Here is a 24819-nt window from a genome sequence, read left to right as displayed (position 1 = left end):
TGTACCCATTTTCGCACCATCTATTGCTACAAGCTAAGCTAAGCGCTCGCTGTGTAAACTAATGCCCTAGTTTCGCAAGCTTAAGTAAATTTCCTATTGTTCTCACGGCCTGATTGCTAGTATTTCAACTCAACAGGTACACCAACTTTACGCAACTAATGTAGCTCGGGATACCGCTAAAAGCATATGGCTAATGTCTCTGCTTTTCTATTTGCGATTGCTTGCATCCATAAGGATATCTCCATGAACAGTGCCATCGAATTCATCAAGTACAGTCTAAAAGATCAGATATTTGAGCAAGGTTTTTTAAGTTTGCAGCAGCGCATATATGAATTCATGCAACAACAAAGTGGTTTTTGTCATCGAATGCTAGTTCAACAAACAGACTTGGATTATGTGGATGTTATTCAATGGAAAAGCCCAACTTTAGCTAAGCGAGCCAAAGCTATGCTAGTGCGCCAACCATGCATGCAAGAAATGCTGGAGTATGTGGACGAACAAAGTCTATGCTCGCTTCAACTCGATGCAAGCGCAAAGGCAGGCCTCAACAATAGTTAAAACAGTACTTCATGGTCTAGCGTGTCAGACCAATGTTCGCCAAACAACAAAAGCCACTAGCCTTTCAACATCCCGAGTTGTGACTCGGCTTTTTTTGTCTTCGCCGCTATCACCCATTACTACACTGCTGCTCAATTGGGTATCATGGTCTGCTACCCCACCACTTTATTAGCTTTCTTTAGGTGGTTGAACGGCTCCCTCTTAGATTACGGTGCCCAATACTAAGCCGCAATCACGATAATCCTGAAGGTATATGTTACGAAAATGTAGGCTTAGTCTTGACTTATATCCGACGAACTATATTCTAGAGTACAGGTGTAAGCTGAAATTAAATGGAGTTATTTTGAGCAGTAGCAAACCGCCTTTGCTTTGGCTAAACGTTTTTATCTTTACGGCGAGCTTTGTGCTTGGAGTACTAGTCACCCCATGGTATGCATACAACTTCGGCCTAAGCTGGGTACATTTTGTCTGCTTAGTCGCAGCATTTAGCTTCAGTAACTTGTCTATTACAGCCGGTTATCATCGCTTGTGGAGCCACAAAACTTATCAAGCCAACTGGGTCCTAAGACTGCTTTTTGCAATTGGTGGTGCCTTATCGCTGCAAAATAGTGCTTTACACTGGTCATCATATCATCGCGAACATCACAAACATGTCGACCATAAGCACAAAGATCCGTATTCAGCCTCCAGAGGCTTTTGGTATTCACATATCGGTTGGATGCTACGCGAATACAGCCACCTCGAAAAGCTGGACTACAAAAATTGCAGGGATCTTAAAAAAGACAAAATTGTCATGTGGCAACATCAACACTATGCCGTTTTAGCACTACTAACTAACCTTGGAATGCCGCTTGTTTTAGGCCTGATTTTCAACGACATTCTTGGCATGTTTTTGGTGGTAGGGGCGCTTCGTTTATTATTGAGTCATCACAGTACCTTTTTTATCAACTCCTTGGCGCATATATGGGGACGTCAAACGTTCACCGACAAAAATTCAGCTCGAGATAACGGCATTTTGGCAATCCTGACCTTTGGTGAGGGCTATCATAACTTTCATCACCTGTTTGAAAACGATTATCGCAATGGCGTTTATTGGTGGCACTATGATCCAACCAAATGGCTTATTGCCAGCTGCTCTTGGTTTGGTTTAAGTTCAAACTTACGCACAACCCCACAACTTCGAATAGAAAAAGCTCGCGCCAAAATGCAATTGCAAATGACACACAAAAAGATGGCATCAATTGATGCTTGCCCAAGCTTGATTGCAAACATAGAGCATGAGTTTGAAGCAATGATGGCTTGCATGGCCAGCTACTACGAAAGTAAAAAACAATTGCTACAGAACAAACGCCAGCGCGTGTTAGAAAGCTACGAACTGTCATTACTTAAACAGCGGCACCAGCAATTGAAAGCGGACTTAAAACAGCAGCGTCAAATTTGGAGAAACTCAGTTCGAGTCTATGCCTGAGCTTTAGTATACGCTTTGTAAAATCGCGCCCGCTTTAGGGCGTGCAAACTCACGTTTACTACTTGGCATTTCTCTTACCGATGCAGCACTAGGTAAACCATGCTATTAGCCTCGCTTCGCTTATAAAATTGCCACCGACTTTATTTGAGCCCAGACAGTTTGTCCAAGGTACAAACCTAAACTATGGCATGAGCGCTGGGAAATTTGAGCTAGCAAGAATTGTTGTTTGCCTAAGTTCAAACGAACAATGCAATGCGCAGGGTTTCGACCAGGGCTAAGCTTCTCAATAGAAACAGCCAAACAATTGATGATTGAGCTGTGCTCAGGTTTGATCAAACTAATACTAACGTCACTTGCAAACACTCGGCAACGGGGGTTATAGCACGCATTCTTGCTAAACTGACTTAACCAAAAGCCAAAACCATCGCAGTCAAAGTAGCGCAGACCGTCGTTCGATAAAGACCCAAGTTCACCTTCAAATACGCTACTAAGACCGTCGGCGAAGCTATACATAGATTCATCTTCACTCAGAACTTGCTTAAGTGATCCTTGAGCGCGTACTTTTCCTTTCTCTAATACGACCAAGGTATCAGCCAAGCGAGAAACTTCTGCAGGAGAATGACTGACATAAACTATCGGAATGTCGAGTTCGCCGTGAAGTCGTTCAAGATAAGGCAATATTTCTTGTTTGCGTTCCAAGTCAAGTGCAGATAAAGGTTCGTCCATCAGTAGTAGCTTTGGCGACACCATTAAAGCTCGGGCTATGGATATGCGCTGTCGCTCGCCACCAGACAAAGCTGATATATCGCGCTCGAGTAAGGATTCTATGCCCAGCATTTCGAGCACATTCAATAGTTTGCTATGCCTTTGAGAGCTTTTCAGTCGACGCCATCCAAACAATATGTTGTCCTGTACATTTAGATGTGCAAAGAGGCGTGGTTCTTGAAATACGTAACCAATTTCGCGTTGGTGACAGGGTATAAACCGTTTTGAATCTTGCCAAACCTCACCATTAACGACAACCTCAGCCTGTTTAAAGTGCTCCAAACCCGCCAGGACTCTCAGACAAGTAGTTTTCCCACAACCTGAGGGACCGAAAATGGCACTAACCCCGCTTGCGGCAAGCCTTAAATCGAGATTTAACTCAAAGCTTTCAAATTTTTGATGCACCTTAATTTGTACGCTCATGGTAACAACCGACTACGTTGATTTAGACCATAGATAAGGAGTAGCGCAAAAAATGAGAAGGCGACCAAGCCCCCGGCCAACACGTGAGCGCTAGCGTAATCAAGCGCCTCAACATGATTATAGATGTCTACTGACATAACCCGCGTACTGCCTTGAATATTGCCACCAATCATCAATACCACTCCAAATTCTCCTAAGGTGTGGCAAAAGCCAAGAATGGCAGCCCCAAGTAGACTCGGTTTCGCCAACGGCAATATAACTTTAAAGAAGCGGTCAATCGGTCCAGCTCTTAGTGTTGCAGCCGCTTCCAAAGGCTCGCGACCAATGGCCTCAAATCCACTTTGTAGCGGTTGCACTACAAACGGCAGCGAATGAATAGTGCAAGCGATAACAATTCCGGTAAATGAGAACGGCAGCGTACCTAAGCCAATACTTTGATAAAACTGTCCAAAAAAAGACTGTGGGGACATCAGTAATAACAAGTAGAAACCAAGTACCGTTGGCGGCAACACCAAAGGCATAGCTAAAAGAGCGCTTATCCACGGTTTGAATTTTGAACGCGTTTGAGACAACCACCATGCAAGCGGCGTACAGACTAGCATAAGTATTAAGGTGACCACGCTGGCGAGTTTTAAACTTACCGCCACTGAGCTCAAGTCCATAATCTAAGGCTCATCATTTTCCTTTATTGGTTTAGCAAGAACATGGTAGCCATGCTCTTGAATAATCTGCTGTGCTGCTGGGCTCTTCAGATACGCAAAAAACGCCAATGCGTCACGGTTAGTCGCAGCATTAGAGAGCAACACGGCATCTTGTAATATGGGTTGATAGCAAGCTTGCGGTAATATCCAATAACGACTACTCGCTTGGTCACCGAGAACTTGCGAAAGCGAAACATAACCAAAATCTACATTGCCGCTACTGGTAAATTGAAAGCTTTGCCCGACATTTTGCGCCACTATTAACGTGGGCTTAGTCGGCAGCAGATCGGAAAAGTATTGCTGGCATTGCTGTGCTGCTAAGCCATAGGGGGCAATCTTAGGGTTTGCCATGGCAATGCGACTGCCTAAATTAGACGCGAGTGCGTCCTGCGTGACCTCTGTTTCCCAGTAAGGCCCCCACAATACCAAGCGGCCTTGGGCATAGCTAAATTGAGAGCCCGGTACAGCCAGTTTATTGTTTACTGCACGATGCGGTCTTTGTTGATCAGCGGCCAAAAAAATATGAAACGGGGCACCGTGTTCTATTTGAGTATAAAGCTGGCCGGTTGAGCCAAATGACACGCCAATTTCTACTGATTGATCCGGATAAGCGTCAAGAAGTGCTCGCATAGGCTTGGCAAAATTAGAAGCAACTGCAAGTTGCAAAGCATAACTTGGAGACAGGCTCGTCAAATAAAATAGCGTTCCTAAAAGAACCGCTTTAAGGCATTGCCACATAGTGCACGCTTTGGCTGAAGGTATAGCTCAAAGTGTCTGTTATATAGATATAAAAATCTAGTCAGAAACGAAAAAAGGTTGGCCAAGGCCAACCTCTTACACTAATTACCGACGAAGGTGATTATTGTTTTGGAAGTACTTTTTCAAGTTTCCAGATACGCTCAACATAATCTTCAATTGAACGGTCTGAGTTAAACTTACCTACAGATGCGGAGTTGATGATAGCCATTTTCGCCCACTTCGCTTGATCGCGGTAAGCCGCATCCACATTTACGTATTGGTTGGTAAATGACTCATAATCGGCCAAGCACAGATATGGGTCGCCGCCATCAAGCATACTGTTTTTAATGGAAGACAATTCGCCTGGTTTACCCGGAGTAAAGAAGTCAGTGTCTAACCAATCGAGTACAGCTTTAAGCTCTGGGTTAGCATAGTAATAATCCCATGGGTTATAACCCTCAGCTTTAAGCGCCTTAACTTCATCACAATTCTTACCAAAGATGAAGATGTTCTCATCGCCAACTTCTTCACGAATTTCCACGTTTGCACCATCCATAGTACCGATAGTAAGCGCACCGTTAAGGGCAAACTTCATGTTACCTGTACCTGAAGCTTCAAAGCCTGCAGTAGAAATTTGCAACGACACATCACCGGCTGGGAACAGTTTCTCAGCAAGCGTTACACGATAGTTTGGCATGAAGACAACTTTCAACTTACCTTTAATGCGCTCGTCGTTATTTACCTTGTCAGCAACTTTGTTGATGGCATAGATAATATCTTTCGCAAGTTTGTAGCCTGGCGCTGCTTTAGAACCGAAGATGAATACCTGTGGACCCATATCATAATCTGGGTTTTCAAGTAAACGGCGGTAAAGGGCCAAGATGTGAAGAAGTGCCAAGTGTTGACGCTTGTACTCATGAAGACGCTTAATCAAGATATTAAACATAGCATCAGGACTTACCTTGATACCGCATAATTTCTCGATTTCATCAGCTAGTTCAACTTTCTTCTCGCGTTTAATCGCCATGAACTCTTTTTGGAACTTAGTATTATCAGCGAGTTTAGCCGCACCTTTAAGTTGGTCTAGGTGTAAAGGCCAGTCAGTTCCAACGGTTTTGTCGTACATTTTGGCAAGTTGCTCGTTACATGCTAACAACCAACGACGAGGCGTCACACCGTTAGTCACGTTAACAAAACGCTCTGGCCACAGTTCGTAGAACTCGGGGAACAAATCTTCTTTAACTAACTCAGAGTGCATTGCTGCAACACCGTTAGTCTTAAAGCTACCAACAACCGCTAGGTAAGCCATACGCACCATACGAGACTCACCTTCTTCGATGATAGACAGGCGACGCTTCATTTCGTCGTTGCCAGGCCATTTTTTCTCTACAACATCTTCAAGGAAGCGACGGTTGATTTCATAAATGACTTCAATATGACGTGGAAGTACCTTCTCAAACAAATGCACGCCCCACTTCTCAAGCGCTTCAGGCAAGAGAGTGTGATTGGTATAAGCGAAGCTTTCGTTACATACTTTCCACGCGTCGTCCCAATTGAGGCCTTCTTCATCAACTAATATGCGCATCAATTCAGGGATAGCCACAGTTGGGTGAGTATCGTTTAACTGAATGACAGCTTGTTTCGAGAAGTTAGAGAAATCTGAATGGTTACGCTTATAACGACGGATGATGTCTTTCAAAGAACAAGCACAGAAGAAGTACTGCTGAATCAGGCGCAGTTCTTTACCTGCTTCCGTTTCGTCATTTGGATACAGAACTTTAGAAACGGCTTCAGCTTGCGATTTTTCAGCTTGTGAATCGATATAACCACCGGCATTAAAGACATCCCAATCAAAGAAGTCAGCTGCTTTAGATTCCCACAAACGCAAAACGTTCACTGTTTGGGCTTCATAACCGACAACTGGAATATCCCATGGAACCCCTTTGATTTTACGACCAGCATGCCATACTTTACGCAATTGACCATCTTCACCAAATACGGTCTCTACATAACCGTAAAGCGGGATTTCTTGTACTGACTCCGGACGGCAAATCTCCCAAGGGTTGCCGTATTCGCGCCAACTATCAGGACGCTCAATTTGACGGCCCCCTTGAATGTCTTGACGGAACAAACCATGTTCATAGTGGATACCGTAACCTACGGCTGGATAATTCAATGTGGCTAATGAATCGATAAAACAAGCCGCTAGACGACCTAGTCCGCCATTACCAAGGGCCATATCTGGTTCTTCGTCACAGATTTCATTGATATCTTTACCCAGTGCTTTTAGCGCTTCACGTGCTTGGTCAAACACTTTAACGTTATGCAGATTGTTGATGGTTAAACGGCCCATCAAAAATTCTAGTGAAAGATAGTGCACTGCACGTGAGTCATTCACAGCATTGGACTTTTGAGTTTCAGTTAAACGTTCGAAAATCATTTCATTTACAGCAGAACAAGTTGCTTTCCACCATGCTTGGTCGTTTGCTTTTTTCTCATCTGTACCGTAAGTGCTACGAAGGTGCTTAACGATCAATTCTTGAAACTGAGCGCTGGTCACTGCTTTCGCTTTAGACTTTTTTGCAGCCATGTTTATTTCCTTTAGTTTAAACTTAAATATTAAAACTGGTTTGCGGAGTGTTAAACCCACTAAAATTCGATCCGTCAATCTTACAACATTTGTCCTACATTTTTATGCAGATTTTATTTACGTTGAAGATCCTCGCTCATTCATTGAGGACTATCCTAATTCAAGCGAGCTACAAAGAAAAATTTTGAAAATGATTTCATTTCAACTTTGACGCAATTTGGTGATCGCGATCACCTTAAATGGACTTTAAGCCTACACTTTTGATTTAATTTTGACCATCAGTTAAAGCAATTTCTTCGGCTGCGTGGGCTTATTCATCTCATTAATCAAATCTAAACAAGCTGTTAACTTTAGCCATAGAACATGCACCACCTTGAATAAAACCTGACTTGAATTACGTTTTCATTGACTTTTTATGCAAATAAAAAGGGTAGCCAGTCAGCTACCCCTCTAATTTGTACTACTATTGATATTTTACTTACAAACCAGCTTTGGCCAAGGCATCACTTACGATTTGTTGTGCCTCTTGCTCGATTTGTTCGAGATGCTGTTCGCCTTTGAAGCTTTCCATGTAGATTTTATAGATTGCTTCAGTACCCGATGGTCGCGCTGCAAACCAGCCGTTTTCAGTGACAACCTTGAGTCCACCGATTGCTGCATTATTACCAGGTGCTTTGGTCAACTTAGCAATGATAGGCTCCCCTGCTAGTTCTGTCGCTTCAACTAGGTCAGGGCTCATGCTAGATAATACCGCTTTTTGTTCTACGCTAGCTGGGGCATCAATGCGTCGATAAACAGGTGCACCAAACTCACTCACAAATTCTTGATATAGCTGCGCCGGATCTTTACCTGTCACCGCTATCATCTCAGCTGCAAGTAACGCTAAGATAATCCCGTCTTTGTCAGTACTCCAAACGCTGCCGTCTTTGCGTAAAAATGACGCGCCGGCGCTTTCTTCGCCACCAAAAGCAATGCTGCCATCATACAGACCATCGACAAACCATTTGAATCCAACCGGCACTTCTTTTAATTCGCGGCCGAGTTTCTGAGCAACGCGGTCGATCATTGAGCTAGAGACCAAGGTTTTACCAATCGCAGCCTGCTTACTCCAATTTTCTCGATGCGTATAAAGGTAGGAAATCGCAGCAGCCAAGTAGTGATTAGGATTTAGCAATCCCGCCGAGCGCGTCACAATGCCATGGCGGTCGTAATCTGGATCGTTTGCTATAGCAACATCAAAGCTGTCTTTTAGACCGATTAGACTAGCCATCGCATACGGTGAAGAACAATCCATGCGAATTTTGCCATCTTTATCGAGCGTCATAAACGAAAACGTAGGATCAACGCGATCGTTTACAACATTTATATCCAAGCCATAACGTTCTGCGATAACTGGCCAATACGCAACTCCAGAGCCACCTAAAGTGTCGACTCCAATTTTGACCTTAGCATCCGCAATTGCTTTTAGATTTAACACATTTTCAAGGTCGTCAACATAAGGTGTCACGTAGTCGTAGGCCTGCACATTGGGTGCGAGCAAAGCGTCACTATAGCTAATGCGTTTTATTGCTCCCATATCTGAAGCAAGGATTTGATTAGCTCGATCTTGAACGAGTTTAGTCACATCGCCATCAGCGGGGCCACCATTGGGCGGATTATATTTAAACCCACCATCTTCCGGTGGGTTATGTGAAGGCGTAATCACCACACCATCAGCTTGGTCCTTGTGGTTACGGTTATAGCCTAATATGGCGTGAGATATGACTGGGGTTGGTGTGTAACCGAAGCCTTCTTGATAACGCACTTCAACACCATTTGCCGCGAACACCTCTAAGGCACTGGCAAATGCAGGTTCAGACAATGCATGAGTATCTTTACCCACAAATATTGGCCCTGTATAACCTTGCTCGGCACGGTATTCGCAAATAGCTTGGCTAATGGCCAGGATATGGTTTTCATTAAAGGCTGATAAGCTACTACTTCCCCTGTGTCCTGAAGTTCCAAACGCAACTTGTTGCTCGCGCACCGATACGTCAGGCTTAAGCAAATAGTAGTCAGAAACCAACTTGGGAATATTACATAGGTGCTCAGCTTGTGCTGGCTTTCCTGCTAATGGATGAATAGCCATTGTTACTCCTAAAGATAATTAAAATTCGCTCGGGTTCTCCAGCCTTTAGGCGAGAACGTCTAAAAGTTGTTCCATTGATTGCTCATCAACTTGCATTGCACTGGCTAACTGCCCAGTCAAAAAACGCTTGCGTTGGGAGTTATTATTCGTCACGGCCCAAAACTCGCTGCCCTCGATAGCTTGCGGCTTACTATTATTGCCACTGGTCAGCAGTTCTTCTTGAGAAGCTGCAAAATACAAACGCTTTGATCCTTTAAGCTGGCAAGCTTGTCCAAAGGAATTGGGATCTATCGCATGCAGATACGCGAGTACCGCCAAATATCGTTGGGTAATGCTTAAGCCCTGCTCTGCTTTAATCTCGTTGCAAAAGTCTTCAGCGCTTGGTATCTGTTTTGGATTAAAGCTCAATTGGTATTTACGCCGTTTAACAGTTTTAGTATTACTCGCCTTAGGTTTGAGTTTACTAGAATTTGTTTTTTTGGCACTGACCTTTATTGTAGCTGATGAGCTTGTATTAGAGAGGTTTTCAGTTTTCTTTTCGCCCGACTCCGAAGATGCAGCCTTAATAGCTTGGTCTGGCGTATTAACCAATGCTTCCCCAGTGAGTGCTTTGGTATTGGATACAAGTGCATCGTCTGGTGATACTCGATTACCCAAGGGCTCAAATCCTAGTAAACGTCTGAGGATGTCTGAGGCACTTTCGCCTATGTCTTGAGTTTGGCTAGCAATATAACGATACAGTTGTTCATCGACTTCAATAGATTTCATTGACCCTACAATTCATTTTGTAACTCAAAAGTGGTGGCAGTATAACAGCCTCCTCGCTTCATTTCCCATATCCAATCGTACAATTCACCGCATAAACTTGCTCTATCCTTGGCTGCTAGGCATCATATCAAGAATGAAGAACCACTAAGAAACACCAATGAATTTGAACTATAGCGACCAGGGTCAAGGACCAGTAGTGATATTGATCCATGGTCTATTTGGCGCCAAAAGTAACTTACAGTTATGTGCCCGCCACCTTGTTGATCAGGGCTACAGAGTCGTCAGTGTCGATGCTCGTAATCATGGTCAGTCGCCACGTGAAGACGGCATGAATTATAAAATTCAAGCCAATGACATTATTAGTCTCGCTCAAGATCTGGAACTCTCATCATTTAGCCTTTTGGGACATTCCATGGGGGGTAAAGTAGCAATGGCTACAGCCTTACTTGCGCCAGATAAAGTGGATCAGCTCATTGTAGCTGACATCGCCCCCGTGGTTTATCAAGCTAGTCACGCTGAAGTATTTCAAGGACTAAAAGCCGTTGAATTAGCAAAAATAGAAAACCGAAAGCAAGCGGAACAACAACTTGCACAGTTTGTGACAATGCCTGAGGTTCGACAGTTTTTATTGCGCAGCCTTAGTAAACAGGACCAAGGTTGGAATTGGGACTTCGATATCAACGCGCTTCAAACCTATTATTCAGAGATTCTTGACTGGCCAAATTTCGACAATATCTATTCTGGGCCATGTCTATTCATAAAAGGTAGTGATTCCGAGTATATAAAAGCTGAGTTTCAAACTAAAATAATGCAACAGTTTCCAAATGCTACACTTAAAATCATCCAAGATGCTGGGCATTGGTTGCATGCTCAAAAACCAAGCCTATTTAATCGCATAAGTGCTCATTTTCTAAGCAAAAGCCAATAAAATGTGAAACAAAGTCGATTTTGAATATGCTATAGTTCCGCTTCGAAAATTGAAACTGAGAGCAGCATGTTTGCTGAGCATATTGAACTAATCGAAGCCATTGGAATGAATATTGGCTTTATCATTCTATTTTTCCTGATTGGAATGGCGATTCACGATGTACTCAATAAAGGGCAGGTTCCTCGATTTGGACGCTTAATCGTCTGGATGGTGTTGTTTCTAGGTTGTGCAGGATTTATTGCCAAAGGCGTGATCCAGATATTCTGGGAAGGCCAAGGGCTGGGATAAGAAATACAGTAATGGCAAAGCAAAATACCGATCGAACCACGATCGACCTGTTCAGCGCTGAAAAACGCGTTGGCAGACCAAAGACTAATCCGCTCGATCGCAAAGAGCAGTTAAAAATAAATAAGCGAAACCAAGTACGCCGAGACCGCAACGCAGGTATAAAGCGTATAGAATTAAAAGTTGGAACGGAATTGTTTGACGCTTTGAATGGCTTGGCCGCCTATCACGGTATGAGCCGAAGCGATCTCATTGAATCAGTGCTACTAGAGCATCTGAATCAAGCAAGTTCCGAATCACATCAGCTCGAAACAGGGTAAAACAATGGCAAGTGTAGGCATATTCTTTGGCAGCGATACCGGTAATACCGAAGCCGTCGCACAAATGATTCAAAAAGAGTTGGGCAAAAAATTAGTCGATGTAAAAGACATTGCCAAATCAACTAAAGAAGAAATTGACGAGTTTTCTCTGATTTTGTTCGGTATCCCAACTTGGTACTATGGGGAATCTCAATGTGACTGGGATGACTTTTTCCCAGAACTTGAACAAATTGATTTCTCTGAAAAACTAGTTGCCATTTTTGGCTGTGGTGACCAAGAAGATTACGCAGAGTACTTTTTAGATGCCATGGGTAGTTTGAACGACATTGTTGTAGCCCGCGGCGCAACCGTTGTTGGCCATTGGTCAACAGAAAGCTATGACTTCGAAGAGTCTAAAGCGATGGCTGACGACAATCACTTTGTGGGACTCGGCATTGATGAAGATAGACAACCAGAGCTAACTGCTGAGCGAGTAAAAGCTTGGTGTACTCAAGTCTATGAAGAAATGTGCTTAAGCGAATTAGAGGACTAGCAGCAAGCTAGTCTCGATTTAAAGCGCTATGCAATTCGCAGTAGCGCTTTTTTTTCGTCTAATGAAAATCGACATCCTGTATCTTGTCTCGAAATGAAGAAAATACTATTTTTGGTATTGTTATTGCTTTGATAGTGTTTGAAGATAGCGAGTAGCAAGCGTCATTTGCATTTTGCAAATTATGGACTGCTACAAAATTTGCAAATATTCAAAGGGATAATTTAACGCAGTGTTTTATCATTCAAACATACATTCGCGAACAGCCTTAATCGTTGTCAGTATAACGACAATGTTTTGGCTATTGTTCAGCACTGCTAGTTACGCCGACGTTTATATCTACCAAGACAAAAATGGTACCACTCATTTCGCCACTGAAAAGAAAGGCCCCCAATGGAAGTGGTTTATGCGCACCCCAAAACCCAGCGCAGGGCAAAGCAGCATCGTTCGATCTTCAAACTCACAAAATCAACGCAAACAACTGCTGAGTGAGGTTATCTCGAGTGCTGCATATAAATATCGACTTGACCCTGCCTTGATACACGCGGTAATTGAAGTTGAATCAAACTATAAAGATGACGCTGTGTCACATGCGGGTGCGATGGGATTGATGCAGTTGATGCCCGCAACAGCGGAGCGGTTTTCAGTTAGCGATCCATTTATAGCTGCAGATAATGTCGATGCTGGTAGTCGCTATTTACGCTGGCTACTCGACGAGTTCAATTCCCTACCCCTAGCATTAGCCGGTTATAATGCTGGCGAAGGTGCTGTGCGCCGTTATGGCGACATTCCACCGTATAAAGAAACGCAACACTACGTGACAAAAGTTATTGAACGCTATAAGCGTAACCTTCAAATGTAAAAAGCTGAGTTAGGCTGCTTGTTGCTCAATTACTGGTGTTCGATACTTACGCTTAAGACGCATGTAGACTTGCCGACTTACTGTTGCAACGACCAGCCCAGTTTCATCGCGCACATCAATCTCGAAATTGTGAACATACTTTTCTCCGAGTTCAAGCTCTGAGCGTATCGCGTCGACGGTCTCATGATCGAGTTGAAAATCAGCACTAAGACGACCCATGCCTGGCTTCTTAAATTCAACACTCGCTGAACTATCACACACTAGATACTTCGGACCCAGCAGTCCCATCATCATTAGAGGATAGATAGGATCGGTCATAGCGAACATACTGCCACCAAATTGTGAACGGTTGGCATTTTTGTTCCACCAGCGAAAACTCAATTCGACCCTACATGTCAAAAAATCCTGACTCAAACTTTTAATTTGAATACCAGCCCCCCAAAATGGCGGCCACAAATTTAGTAGCCGACGGGCGCTATTCGCCTTAAGTAATAGAGTTTGCATATGAGTCCTTGATTGTCTGGTCGTACCTGATAATCCCATCCTAGGAAATCCTAGCAAATTCCTCAAGTATTTTTAACGTCACAGCTATATGCGTGTTACTATCTGCTCACTCAAACTCTAAACTTTGCGCGATACTTTGCGTTCATGGATGGACAAGTATGCAAAGTAACTTGAATTGAGTTTATACTTCGGAATAAATTAAGCACATGATTGCAATAGGTAAAAGTCGTTTATGTCTGACAATAATCAAGCACTAAAAAAAGCTGGACTCAAAATTACCCTTCCGCGGGTTAAAATTTTGGATATTCTTCAACAGCCAGGGAATCAACATGTCAGTGCAGAGGATCTCTATAAAATCCTAATTGAGCAAGGCGAAGAAATTGGCTTAGCGACCGTTTACCGAGTATTGAACCAATTTGACGACGCCGGCATTGTCATCCGTCATCATTTTGAAGGTGGTAAATCTGTATTTGAAATTAGTAGCCAAAAGCACCACGACCATTTGGTATGCTTGCGCTGCGGCAAAGTTATCGAGTTTAGTGATGATGTGATAGAACAGCGTCAGTTAGATATCGCTAAGTCGCACGGCATCACCTTAACCAACCATAGTCTTTATCTATATGGTCACTGTGATAATGCTAACTGCGCTGATAACGCCTAAACGTTGCGATAACAATTAACACCAAAAAAAAGCTGGCATAGCCAGCTTTTTTTGTACCTATCATTTTAGTTTTCAGGTCGATAACCCCATGGCGTGAATAAGGTTTGTTTGACATCAATATGATCCAGAATACGAGCCACTACGTGGTCAACTAAATCTGAAATTGATTTGGGTTGATGATAAAAACCCGGCGAGGCTGGTAAAATTGTAGCCCCCAAACGCGACAATTTGAGCATGTTTTCTAAGTGAAGACTTGAGTACGGCATCTCTCGCGGCACAATCACTAACTTACCACGTTCTTTCAATACCACATCAGCAGCTCGTTCAATCAAATTGTCCGATAGACCGTGCGCAATCGAAGCCAAAGTTCCCATACTGCAGGGACAAATCAACATCGTTTTTGGTGCGGATGAACCAGATGCAACTACCGAAAACCAATCTTGTTTTCCTGGTAATAATATTTGACCATGTCTAGCGGAAAATCGTTGCTCAAAAAATTCAGGTGTATTTTGCCAGGGTTCATCAAGTTCGGTTTTAAAGACAACTTTTGCCGCACTCGACATCAATACATGAATTTGATAGTTCGCACTAACCAGCTGTTCAAGTAGCCGTAGAGCATACGGAGCACCGGATGCCCCCGTAATTGCGAGAGTAATTTGATCAGCAAACTGAGCTTGAGGCATAGTAACCAATGTATAAACAGAAATTGTCTCAAGAATAAGCTAAACTTAAAGCTTAGCGCAAGCGCTGAAACTACTTGCAGCAATTCACAAATAATTTATTATTTAAACAATAACTTACGGATTTCCATTTAGGACAAGTATGTCGAAAGCCCAGCTGAAACCAAACGACTTAGAAATTGGTCACTTTGTAGTGCTTCCGATGGGCTGGGTTGACCATCCATTTATGCGAAATCAATTTGTCATTTCAACTCCTGAACAGCTCAAAATATTAAAGCACTTAAAAGTCAGTAGCATTGATGTGGACTTAAAGCGCAGTACCCTTAAAAAACCCAAAGTGGATAATACCGAGACGGCTAAAGTTAGTACTAAAAAGTCCGAGCCTAGTCCTGAAGAGTTATGGCAGCAAAAACAACGTAGTAACATGAGAGATCTTGAACAAGACCTTGAGTTACAAGAGGAACTGTTCAAACTTGCAGTAACTCAACTTGCAATGTCTCCTACTGAGTCCTTGCAAAGTTTCAAGAACATCCTTGGCCCTGCATTAGAAAAAGTATATGACCAAGAAGGTCCACTAGTGTTAAGTGCTATCGTTGCAGAGCGAGAGTCTGAAGATGTGTTCGCGCATAGTTTAAACTGTTTACACCTAGGTTTAGTTTTAGCCAAACAAATTAAGCTTAGTCGTCAACATGCCGAAGTTTTTGGGCTCGCTTGCTTGTGCCACGATCTGGGGATGCTGAAAATACCTCAAAATATTAAACGCACTACTCAGGAACTCACTAAACAAGAGCAAAGTCACTACCGAACACACCCTACTTATTCTCAAGAAATGTTGCGTAAAGCAGCTGTATTTCCGAAAGCAATACTACCTTTATCAGCCAATCACCAAGAGTTTCTTGATGGTTCTGGCTTTCCTAAAGGCCTTAAGCAGGACAAGATCTCCCAGTTGACTCAACTGTTAAGCGTTGTGGTCTACTTCGACCAATGGGTCAATCCCTTACCTAGTCAGCGCGCGTTTACCGCACAACAAGCATTGGCTAGAGTTTTTAAGTTGGGTGGGAAGAAGCTTAATCAGAACTATTCCAAGGCTTTATTGCAGACCTTAGGCGTATATCCACCCGGAAGCTTCGTCAAACTAGATGATGACCGTATAGCCATGGTAGTTTCGACTAATCCCAGCGCTCTGATGCAGCCTCTGACACAAATTTTGGAGTCAGGTAAAAGCTTAGCCATGGCACCATTTGTCGATTTACAAGCTGAAGGGCTAAAGATTAAAGAGAGTTTTGCTAAAGAGGAATTACCCTCGACACTTCAGACACGTTTGCCTGCATTGCCAAGGGCGATACTACAATTACAAATTAACGAGTGATGAATTCGTAGCAGGTTTGGTGCCGATAAGCTTGACCCGGCTTGAGCCAAACATCGCCATGCCATTGAGGATTTGCAGGGCTATCCGGTAAAAATTGCGTTTCAAGGCAAAAACCATCACGATTTTGATAGCGAAGTCCTTTATGACCCATCGTCCCTTGCAGATACTGCCCCGTGTATAATTGAACTGCTGGTTTAGTGGTATACACTTTCATTTCAACTAAATTATCGCTAGAGACCGCGTGTGCAAACGGTTTAGTGATACTAGGTTGGTTCAAAATGTAACTGTGATCATAGCCTCTATGGGTTAAATCATCGCTAACTTCACGCCAGTTACTACGAATGTCCTTCATAGTACGAAAATCAAAGGCGGTATCACTTAAGTCGACAGGCTCTGATTCTGGTAAGCCTTGAGCATTGACCGGTAAATATTGGTCAGCATCGATACTAAGGCTATGGTGGCCAATATCGCCAGCGATACCATCTAAATTAAAGTAGCTATGATTGGTTAAGTTTACTGGGCATTCTTGATCAACGCTTGCATGATAATCTAAGGTCAATTGGTCTTTTTCGCTAATACGGTAGGTAAGCTTCACCTTACATTCGCCAGGAAAACCTTGATCCCCATCACTAGATACAAGCTCTAATGTAAGCGACTCGCTCGACTGATGAGTGACTGTCCAACGTTTTTTATCAAAACCTTGTGCACCACCATGTAAGCAGTTGTCGCCTTCATTTGCATTTAAGGTATAGGTTTTTCCGGCGCGCTCTAAACTTGCACCAGCGATTCTATTTGCAAAACGCCCAACCGTCGCACCTAAAAAGCTGCTTTGATTAAGGTAATCTTCAAGTTGATCACAGCCAAGCACTACTTCGCGTAATTCTCCGTCTGCTAAGACTAACTGCAAAGACAATAGGGTCGCACCATAATCACAAATTCTGGCCGTAGAGCCACCTTGGTTACGGATCGTAAATACGCGAGCAGGAGCGCCATCGGGGGCGAATTGCCAAGATTGGTAATCAAGCTCAGGGGCGCTTGAGTCGGACATGTAGGACTCCTCAGTAAAACCATACTCAGCGATTATTTATCACCGAGACTAAATCTGAAAATAATGTTGCCTATGATACCTATATTTAAGAGTGATCCGAGCAATAAATAGCAAAAAGGCTATGAAAAAGCTCATATCTTGAAGCAACTCTCAAACTTAAGCACTGGAGCAAGAGATCGTTATTGGATTGTTGAGTCCCTTTGCTTAACTTGCAATCAATCAATCACGAAAAATGAATAACTTAACGACCCTTGTCATGAATTTATACCGTTAACAAGCTCATATAGTATTGTACAGTTTATATACATATCTTTATGACTCGATACAGTCTTAAACCTGAAAAGGATTTCAAAATAAGTTGGTCAGACAAAAGGTGTTTTTGTTCTGTACTTCCCGTTTCAGATGGCTAGACTGAATCCAAATTGAACTATTGGTAACGCTGTGTTTTCTCTACCCTGTCGACTCGACAAATATTTGTGCCACAATTTGGTGCTTACACGCAGCCAAGTCAAAACTTTGCTGAAATCTAGCGAAATTTTACTCGACGGTGACGTTTGTAAGTTTGGTAAACAGATTATCACTCAAGAGCAAGTAGTGACCTATCAAGGCAAACATATTACGCATCGTGGTCATCGCTACTATCAGTTGAACAAACCGAAAGGCTGGGTATGTGACCGGGACAATCCGCATTATCCTTGTGCCATTGACCTTATCAGTGATCCAGTAGCCGATGAACTTCAAGTTGTTGGCCGACTAGATGCCGATACTACCGGGCTGTTGCTCATTAGTAGTGATGGTAAATGGAGTCAACTGGTACGCTCTCCGAACCAAAACAAATTTAAAACCTATCAAGTCGAGCTATCCCAATCCATTAGTGACGCACAAATAGCGCAACTAGAGCAAGGTGTTGAGCTTAACGCTGAACCCAAACCAACACTCCCAGCCCATTGCAAACGACTAAATGACAACCAAATCGAAATATCGATACAAGAGGGGCGATATCATCAGGTAAAGCGTATGTTCGCTGCGGTAGGAAATAAAGTTATTAGCTTACACCGTTGCCAAATAGCGCACATACCTCTCGACCCCAATTTAAAGCCTTCAGAAAGCCGCTTACTCAATGAAGCAGAAATCCAAGGCATACCGACAAGTAAATAGGATTACCCAATGTCTAGCTTACTATTTCACCCTCAGACTCTCGTCAATGAGGGACCGGAACTAGAAATTAAACTTTATACGCTTGCATCTCTTGAGTGCGAGCAGGTTATTTTACGTATTGAACCCGACCACGAAGAAGAACTTCGAAGCATGGAGTTCGTTGAACAACAACACGGCTGGAAACTATGGCGCGTTAAACTTAGCGCGAGCGAGCATAGTGACTTGACGCTGTATTGCTTTAAAGTCATTCATCAAAATTCTCAAACATGGTTGCATGCGAGTGGAGAGTCATCACGGTTGCCGCAAAAAACACAAATGTTTCGCATTCATCAACAACAACCGCCACTGTGGGTTCGCGACCAGGTTTTTTATCAAATATTTCCAGAACGCTTTGCTAATGGTGACGACAGCATAAGCACCAGAGCTGAAAACTATCGATTTGATACAAGCCGAAAAACGATCGTATCAAAACAATGGCATGAAGAAGTATCTAGTTCACACGCTCACACCGGAGGGTCAGAATTTTTTGGTGGCGATCTTAAAGGAATAACTCAGAACCTCGATTACTTACAGGATCTAGGCGTTACCGCGTTATATCTGAACCCCATTTTTACAGCACCAAGTAACCACAAATATGACACAGCTGACTACTTTGAAGTCGATCCTTGTTTTGGTGGAAATGAAGCCTTAATTGAACTGCGAGAGCATACGGCAGAGCGAAACATGAAGATCATGCTTGATGCTGTGGTGAACCACACCTCAAATCAGCATCCTTGGATGGACGTTTATCATCAGCATAGTAATGGAGCCGCTCGCGGTGAAGCATCCCCTCATCGCAACTGGTTTACCTTCGATGACAACGGAAGTTACTATGGATGGAAAGGGCTTCACAGCCTACCTAAGTTAAATTTTGCAAACCCTGAGGTTCAACATGTAGTTTATTCCGGTGAGAACGCTATCCTAAAACACTGGCTTAAAGCTCCTTATTCAATTGACGCGTGGCGTTTTGACGTTGTGCATATGTTAGGCGAGCACCATAATGCCCAGAACAACGCTCACTATGTACGTGAGTTCAGGAACGCTATAAAACAAACCAATCCCAACGCATATATGATAGGTGAGCATTTTTCTGAAGCAACACAATGGTTACAGGGCGACCAAGAAGACGGTGCTATGAACTATTATGGCTTCTCCCTACCGGTAAGAGCATTTCTAGTTGGCAAAGACATTGCCTTACAACCTAACCATATTTCAGCTGAAGACCTCGCCTTATGGTTGGCTCAAAGCCGTGGCTCAATACCATTTGCTAACCAATTGGCACAATTTAATTTACTTGATAGCCATGATACCGAACGCTTTCTTACTTTAGCTGGCGGCAATAGCGCTATCTTGTCGCTCGCAGCAACGCTAATGTTTACCTACATTGGGGTTCCAAGTATTTATTATGGAGACGAAATTGGACTTGAAGGTGGTGCGGATCCAGACTGCCGCCGTCCGTTTCCCTGGGATGAAAACCAATGGGATCAGCCATTACGCGCTAAGTATCAGGCATTAGCCAAGCTACGTAGTCAGCGCGAAGAGATGCGTAGCGGTGATGTGATTGACTTACACGCTAAAGGTGATGTTTATGTCTTTGCTCGTTGGACACAACAAAGCCATAGCATCGTTATCGTAAATCGTGGCGAGGCTTGTGACCTTAATTTAAGCCTTGCGGCTTTACCTGGTGCTTGCGCAACTTACCTATTTGCCAACCAGCAACAAAAGGTTACCGTTCAACAGGGTCATCTAAAGCTACAACTTAGCGCACAGCGCGCAGTTGTATTGTGCTCGGAAGGTTAAACTACGCTCTTCAAGTTTTAGTACCGATGTTGCCGCCAGACGTGAAGTCGAGCGCGGCAATATTACTGATTTGATCTTGCTCGTCTTGGGCACGCTTACTTTCGGGCTTGGCTTCAGACTCCTTCTGATTGTCGCTCACCGGCAGCGTTTTTTTAACCGGAACATGCAGTGCTTGCAGTTGCTGAGCCTGGCGAATCAAATTGCCTGGGCCGGAATTTAACTTACGAGTTGCGGCTTCATAACTTTCGCTGGCTTTTTTTAATGAGTGTCCATGTAATTCTAAATCTTCATTAAAAAGCACAAATTTATCAAGAAGCTTACTCGCCCGTTCGACAATTTTTTGCGCGTTTTGTTGTTGGTATTGCTGCTGCCACAACTGATGGATAGTTCGCAACGCGATAAGTAAGCTACTAGGGCTAACTAACAATACTTGAGCATCAACTCCCTCACGTAACAAGGCCGGTTGCTCTTGGACAGCGGCCAAAAATGCGGCTTCAATGGGAACAAACATCAGTACGAACTCAGGCTGTGTTTTACCGTGGAAGCTCTGATAACGTTTCTTAGACAAGCCTTTAAGATGACCGCGCATCGAACGCAGGTGATCTTGTATTGCAAGCTTGCGAGCAGTTTCATCGTCGCTGGCAAAATAGCGCTCATAGGCGACCAAGCTGAGTTTTGCATCAATAATGACAAAGCGCTGATCGGGTAACTCAACAATCACATCCGGTTGAATCAGCTGTTGGCTTTCATTGCGACCACTCACTTGTGTATGGTATTCATGGCCTTTACGCAGCCCTGCATCGCTTAAGACTTGCTCTAAAACTAGCTCACCCCAATTCCCTGCTTGTTTATTATCACCCTTTAAAGCTTGGGTTAATCGTTGCGCATCTTCGCTCATCTGCACATTTAGCTTTTGCAGTTCGAGCACCTGCTCTTTGAGCGCAAAACGCTGTTTGGACTCGTTTTCATAGACATGCTGGACCTGCCCTTTGAACTGTTCAAGCTGCTGGCGCATTGGGCTTAGCAATTGATTTATGTTCGATTCTGACTGTTGGCTAAAGCGTTGAGTATTTTGTTCTAAGATTTGTCGCGATAAGTTCTCAAATTGTTGAGTAAACCGTTGTTCGTTTTGTTGTAGGAACTCAATACGTTTAGTTAGAGCACTTTCTTCAACTTCAAAATCTTGAAGGCGACGGGATTGCGTTTTAAATTCGGCTTGCAGCGCTTGGTAGTTTTGTAAAGTAATTTGAGATTGCTTTAGCTTTTCGCTATCGACTCCGGCTTGAATTCGTAAATCTTGTAATTGCTGCTGACTATATTCAACTTGATCACGCAAAGCATCAGTTTCATGCAATTGTTGCTCTAAAACTTGCTGCTGCCGAGCCTCTAGGTCAACATTTGCCAACTCCGCTAATTTACGAGCGCGCCCCTGCCAAGACGCCCAAAAAATAGCCAGCAAGGTAATCATTGATAGTAATGATGCGACTAATAACGGATTGCGTTCAATTTCTTGCAGTATTTCCATTGCAGGCCCCTCTATGCTGCGGCTATTATCAAGCTCAATCGATTCAATTCAACTGCTTTAGGAGTCACTATGGGCATTCTATCATCCTTAAAATCGTTATTTTCAGGTTCGGGCGCTAGTGCCAAGGCTTATCCAAGCGAAAGCCATAAACAGTTTACCATCACCCCGGCCCCTATTGCTGCAAATGGGCAATATCGTATTGCCGGTACTATAAGCAAAGGCGAAGGAGATTCCCAACAAGTTCATCAATTTATCCGCTCCGATACTTGTGGCAGTGCCGATCAGGCAGCAGAGCTTATGTTAATGAAAAGCAAAGTGTTTATCGACCAAATGGGCGACGATGTATTTAACTAGGCACGTGTATGAGTGAATATGTTAACCATGTACCAACGCCTAGCTTAAAAATATACAACTGTACCCAGCGCTTTGCGCTACGCAGAGTCTATTGCATTGGTAGGAACTACGCAGAACACGCTCTTGAAATGGGGCATGACCCTGACAGAGAGCCTCCGTTTTACTTTCAGAAAAGTCCGGATAACCTTGACCAAACGGGTCAATTTGTTATGCCAGTCAAAAGTAATAACGTGCAACACGAAGTTGAACTTGTGGTGGCCTTAAAAAGCGGTGGTCGTAATATCAGAGTTGAAGACGCCCACCAGCATATTTTTGGCTTTGCATTAGGCCTGGATATGACGAGGCGCGATCTACAAACACAAATGAAATCCTTAGGCCGTCCATGGGAGATAGGTAAGTCGTTTGAAGGCTCTGCACCGATAGGGTTGCTGCAAACAATTGACGATTGTCCAGTACTCGACAACAGTGAAATTAAACTAACGGTGAATGGGGAGCTACGTCAGCAAGGCAATATCAATCAAATGTTGTGGAATGTTAACGAAATAATTGCTTATCTATCACAATATACTCAGCTCGACAGCGGAGACCTTATTATGACTGGCACGCCTGCAGGGGTTGGTCCAGTGGTGGCTGGCGATCAACTCGTGGCAAGCATCGGTGGTCTTTCCAACTTGGAAGTTAGCGTTACTTAAACCGCCAGATAGTTTAAACCGCCGTATTATCAATAGTCTGCCAAGCAGACTATTGATAAACCTAAAAATCAATCGAACACATGCCCTAAAATAGAACGAACAGCTTCCATGTCGAATGGCTTATCGACCAAAGCCGAAACGCCACTTTGTCGCACGCCGTCAAGTTTGGCGCCATCTCGCTCCGAGGTCACCATTAGCACAGGAATATCTTTCCACTGTTCTTTTAGTCGTAAGGCTTCAATAAAAGCTGCTCCATCCATGACTGGCATATTATAGTCGGTCACAATGAGATCAAAACTCTGACGTTCTAGAATGTCTAAAGCCTCTTGGCCATTTTCAGCGAAGCTAATATCTTTGATTCCTAAGTTTTCAATGACTCGCGAAATATGACGGCGGGCTGTAGCGCTATCATCAACGATCAAGGTGCTCAGAGATAATGTAGAAAGATCGGTCTCGATGTTGTCCGGATCGATGTAGTTAACCGTTGCATGTAAGGCATTGAGTAAATCAGTGTAAACAAAAGGCTTGGGTAGGATCGCAATAACCCCAGCCTGTTTAATCGCATCCAAGGTGTGGTGGCAGGCTTCGCTAGAAATAAGCATGAACGGCGTGTCACTGATCATTGTGCTCGCTCGCATACGTTGTACCAATTCTGTTGCAGTGCCATCTTCAAAGTACATGGCACTAACGACAAGATCTGGGCTACTGGTCTCGGCAGCTTCAAACGCTTGCTGTGCATTCTCTGCCATAAGGAAATTATCCACGCCAGCCTCATGCATCCGCGCCCTAATAATATTTCTTTGTGTCCGAGATGGTTCAACCAACAAAATGGTTAAATCTGCAAGCGTTAACGCGTCCATGGTACTTCCTTTTCATGTCATATCTAACAAGAGATCGTATTATCGGGTTACTAAACTATTTTGCACTGGTATGATCAACCTTATGATTGTTTCACCGTGCGCAGCTTCGGCTATTATAGCCAGCTAGCCGCGCATTAAAACACCTTCAAGGAAAAACTACTACCATGTCGCATGCTATTGAAATAACTTTCGAAAATGCTCAACAAGTCCTCATCGAGCAGTCATTTGAAAAGCCAATTATTGCTCAATTTTATCAAGTTGGTAGCGCTGCCTGTGAACAGTTACAACAACAGATCGAAACTATTGTTCAGCGTTATCCTGAACACTTAGTATACGCGAAAGTTAATATGGCGGAACTAGCACAGTTAGCAGGCCAACTTGGGGTTACTCAAGCACCCGCTATGATCATTTTGCGCGAAGGTCGTCCAACCGATGGTTTTGCAGAACTTCCTAGTCCCCAAGAAGTCCAAGCGATGTTAGAACGTGCCTTACCGGATCCTTCTGTGCTCAAATTAGCCGACGTACAAACAGCCATGCAACAAGAACAATATATGCTAGCTATAACATTGTGCCGAGAAATTCTAGAAGAGGACCCGAAACAAAGCCAAGCTCGTTTTGCGTTAATTAAAGCACTCATTGAGACCAAGCAAGCTAGTGATGCACAAAGCCAGCTTGAGCGCGTGCCACTTGAAGATCAGCAATCAGACTTTCAAGCTTTAGTCAGCCAATTACAACTACTCATCGAAGCATCTGACTCACCTGAAATACGAGAACTAGAATCGGCGCTTCAAGCAAATCCGGACGATCTAGATGTTTTGCAAAAGCTCGCTGTCCAATATGCTCAAGCCGGTCGTAACCAAGAAGCATTGAATTTGTTATTAGAACAGCTTAAAAGCAATGTTAATGCAGCCGATGGAGCCCTTAAAGCGAGTTTTCTGGACATACTAAACACGCTTCAAGGTGATCCGATTGCCAGTAACTATCGCCGCAGCTTTTTTAGCTTGTTGTATTAATAGGTAAATAATACTTATGAGTATAGACAGAATATGGCGAGCGGCTTAACTCG

The 24819-nt window shown here is 43.5% G+C and carries 25 protein-coding genes; 14 read left to right on the top strand and 11 right to left on the bottom strand.

From position 1 onward, the window contains the following. The first annotated feature begins 243 nt into the window (after positions 1 to 243). A complete protein-coding gene (locus DBZ36_RS11405; RefSeq protein WP_120355083.1) occupies positions 244 to 558 on the top strand; it encodes a hypothetical protein in 315 nt (104 codons plus the stop codon). A gap of 343 nt (positions 559 to 901) precedes the next feature. Further along, positions 902 to 2026 (top strand): acyl-CoA desaturase, encoded by a 1125-nt coding sequence (locus DBZ36_RS11400; RefSeq protein WP_120355082.1) that lies wholly within the window; start codon positions 902 to 904, stop codon positions 2024 to 2026. A gap of 120 nt (positions 2027 to 2146) precedes the next feature. On the opposite strand, the gene modC is transcribed toward DBZ36_RS11400, so the two are convergent. The 6 genes from modC to DBZ36_RS20615 form a co-directional block, all read right to left on the bottom strand. Continuing rightward, a complete protein-coding gene (gene modC / locus DBZ36_RS11395) occupies positions 2147 to 3214 on the bottom strand; it encodes a molybdenum ABC transporter ATP-binding protein (RefSeq protein ID WP_120355081.1) in 1068 nt (355 codons plus the stop codon). After that, on the bottom strand, positions 3211 to 3876 hold the full coding sequence (gene modB, locus DBZ36_RS11390; protein WP_120355080.1) for a molybdate ABC transporter permease subunit: 666 nt from the start codon (positions 3874 to 3876) through the stop codon (positions 3211 to 3213). Before modB ends, modC begins: the two co-directional genes overlap by 4 nt. 3 nt (positions 3877 to 3879) lie before the next feature. Continuing rightward, a complete protein-coding gene (gene modA, locus DBZ36_RS11385; protein ID WP_120355079.1) occupies positions 3880 to 4653 on the bottom strand; it encodes a molybdate ABC transporter substrate-binding protein in 774 nt (257 codons plus the stop codon). A 121-nt stretch (positions 4654 to 4774) separates the two neighbouring features. Further along, on the bottom strand, positions 4775 to 7243 hold the full coding sequence (locus DBZ36_RS11380; protein WP_120355078.1) for a glycogen/starch/alpha-glucan phosphorylase: 2469 nt from the start codon (positions 7241 to 7243) through the stop codon (positions 4775 to 4777). 478 nt (positions 7244 to 7721) lie between these two features. Next, positions 7722 to 9371 (bottom strand): phosphoglucomutase (alpha-D-glucose-1,6-bisphosphate-dependent), encoded by a 1650-nt coding sequence (gene pgm / locus DBZ36_RS11375; protein ID WP_120355077.1) that lies wholly within the window; start codon positions 9369 to 9371, stop codon positions 7722 to 7724. Positions 9372 to 9416: 45 nt separating this feature from the next. Continuing rightward, entirely contained in the window at positions 9417 to 10139 is a 723-nt protein-coding gene (locus DBZ36_RS20615) for a hypothetical protein (RefSeq protein WP_199711840.1), read from the bottom strand. A gap of 157 nt (positions 10140 to 10296) precedes the next feature. On the opposite strand from DBZ36_RS20615, the gene DBZ36_RS11365 reads away from it, so the two are divergent. From DBZ36_RS11365 to DBZ36_RS11345, 5 genes are all read left to right on the top strand, one after another. Next, positions 10297 to 11067: an alpha/beta fold hydrolase gene (locus DBZ36_RS11365; protein ID WP_120355076.1), complete on the top strand. Its 771-nt coding sequence runs from the start codon at positions 10297 to 10299 to the stop codon at positions 11065 to 11067. 66 nt (positions 11068 to 11133) lie between these two features. Further along, on the top strand, positions 11134 to 11355 hold the full coding sequence (locus DBZ36_RS11360; protein ID WP_120355075.1) for a DUF2788 domain-containing protein: 222 nt from the start codon (positions 11134 to 11136) through the stop codon (positions 11353 to 11355). Between the two features lie 11 nt (positions 11356 to 11366). Next, positions 11367 to 11672 carry a LexA regulated protein gene (ybfE, locus tag DBZ36_RS11355; RefSeq protein ID WP_120355074.1) on the top strand — a complete coding sequence of 102 codons (306 nt, stop codon included), beginning with the start codon at positions 11367 to 11369 and terminating at the stop codon, positions 11670 to 11672. Positions 11673 to 11676: 4 nt separating this feature from the next. Continuing rightward, the gene (fldA, locus tag DBZ36_RS11350; protein WP_120355073.1) at positions 11677 to 12204 is read left to right on the top strand and encodes a flavodoxin FldA; all 528 of its coding nucleotides are present in this window, start codon (positions 11677 to 11679) and stop codon (positions 12202 to 12204) included. A gap of 289 nt (positions 12205 to 12493) precedes the next feature. Next, a complete protein-coding gene (locus DBZ36_RS11345) occupies positions 12494 to 13063 on the top strand; it encodes a transglycosylase SLT domain-containing protein (RefSeq protein WP_120355072.1) in 570 nt (189 codons plus the stop codon). A 9-nt stretch (positions 13064 to 13072) separates the two neighbouring features. Here DBZ36_RS11345 and DBZ36_RS11340 read toward each other — a convergent pair whose 3' ends face one another. After that, a complete protein-coding gene (locus DBZ36_RS11340) occupies positions 13073 to 13567 on the bottom strand; it encodes a DUF4442 domain-containing protein (protein ID WP_120355071.1) in 495 nt (164 codons plus the stop codon). 232 nt (positions 13568 to 13799) lie between these two features. Here DBZ36_RS11340 and fur point away from each other — a divergent pair, with 232 nt between their 5' ends. Beyond that, positions 13800 to 14228: a ferric iron uptake transcriptional regulator gene (gene fur / locus DBZ36_RS11335; RefSeq protein ID WP_120355070.1), complete on the top strand. Its 429-nt coding sequence runs from the start codon at positions 13800 to 13802 to the stop codon at positions 14226 to 14228. A 65-nt stretch (positions 14229 to 14293) separates the two neighbouring features. Here fur and DBZ36_RS11330 read toward each other — a convergent pair whose 3' ends face one another. Continuing rightward, a complete protein-coding gene (locus DBZ36_RS11330; RefSeq protein ID WP_120355069.1) occupies positions 14294 to 14911 on the bottom strand; it encodes a flavin prenyltransferase UbiX in 618 nt (205 codons plus the stop codon). 139 nt (positions 14912 to 15050) lie between these two features. Here DBZ36_RS11330 and DBZ36_RS11325 point away from each other — a divergent pair, with 139 nt between their 5' ends. Continuing rightward, positions 15051 to 16277 (top strand): HD-GYP domain-containing protein, encoded by a 1227-nt coding sequence (locus DBZ36_RS11325; protein ID WP_120355068.1) that lies wholly within the window; start codon positions 15051 to 15053, stop codon positions 16275 to 16277. On the opposite strand, the gene DBZ36_RS11320 is transcribed toward DBZ36_RS11325, so the two are convergent. Further along, on the bottom strand, positions 16267 to 17325 hold the full coding sequence (locus DBZ36_RS11320) for a galactose-1-epimerase (RefSeq protein ID WP_120355067.1): 1059 nt from the start codon (positions 17323 to 17325) through the stop codon (positions 16267 to 16269). The two genes, DBZ36_RS11325 and DBZ36_RS11320, sit on opposite strands and share 11 nt — an antisense overlap. A gap of 441 nt (positions 17326 to 17766) precedes the next feature. On the opposite strand from DBZ36_RS11320, the gene DBZ36_RS11315 reads away from it, so the two are divergent. Continuing rightward, positions 17767 to 18483, top strand: a complete 717-nt coding sequence (locus DBZ36_RS11315) for a pseudouridine synthase (protein WP_158589085.1) — start codon at positions 17767 to 17769, stop codon at positions 18481 to 18483. A gap of 9 nt (positions 18484 to 18492) precedes the next feature. Then, on the top strand, positions 18493 to 20322 hold the full coding sequence (gene malZ, locus DBZ36_RS11310; protein WP_120355065.1) for a maltodextrin glucosidase: 1830 nt from the start codon (positions 18493 to 18495) through the stop codon (positions 20320 to 20322). A gap of 10 nt (positions 20323 to 20332) precedes the next feature. Here the strand turns inward: malZ and rmuC are convergent, their stop codons facing one another. Continuing rightward, positions 20333 to 21847, bottom strand: a complete 1515-nt coding sequence (gene rmuC, locus DBZ36_RS11305; protein WP_120355064.1) for a DNA recombination protein RmuC — start codon at positions 21845 to 21847, stop codon at positions 20333 to 20335. Between the two features lie 69 nt (positions 21848 to 21916). Between rmuC and DBZ36_RS11300 the strand changes: the two genes are divergently transcribed. Beyond that, positions 21917 to 22201, top strand: a complete 285-nt coding sequence (locus tag DBZ36_RS11300; RefSeq protein WP_120355063.1) for an HlyU family transcriptional regulator — start codon at positions 21917 to 21919, stop codon at positions 22199 to 22201. An 8-nt stretch (positions 22202 to 22209) separates the two neighbouring features. Then, positions 22210 to 22893: a fumarylacetoacetate hydrolase family protein gene (locus DBZ36_RS11295; RefSeq protein ID WP_120355062.1), complete on the top strand. Its 684-nt coding sequence runs from the start codon at positions 22210 to 22212 to the stop codon at positions 22891 to 22893. A 68-nt stretch (positions 22894 to 22961) separates the two neighbouring features. On the opposite strand, the gene DBZ36_RS11290 is transcribed toward DBZ36_RS11295, so the two are convergent. After that, positions 22962 to 23753, bottom strand: a complete 792-nt coding sequence (locus tag DBZ36_RS11290; RefSeq protein WP_120355061.1) for a response regulator — start codon at positions 23751 to 23753, stop codon at positions 22962 to 22964. A gap of 164 nt (positions 23754 to 23917) precedes the next feature. Between DBZ36_RS11290 and DBZ36_RS11285 the strand changes: the two genes are divergently transcribed. After that, positions 23918 to 24766 carry a tetratricopeptide repeat protein gene (locus DBZ36_RS11285; RefSeq protein ID WP_120355060.1) on the top strand — a complete coding sequence of 283 codons (849 nt, stop codon included), beginning with the start codon at positions 23918 to 23920 and terminating at the stop codon, positions 24764 to 24766. The last annotated feature ends 53 nt before the right edge of the window (positions 24767 to 24819 follow it).

Origin of the sequence: Alginatibacterium sediminis (genome assembly GCF_003610775.1) — a bacterium.
Taxonomy (GTDB): domain Bacteria; phylum Pseudomonadota; class Gammaproteobacteria; order Enterobacterales; family Celerinatantimonadaceae; genus Alginatibacterium; species Alginatibacterium sediminis.
This window is presented reverse-complemented; position numbering and strand designations above follow the sequence as displayed.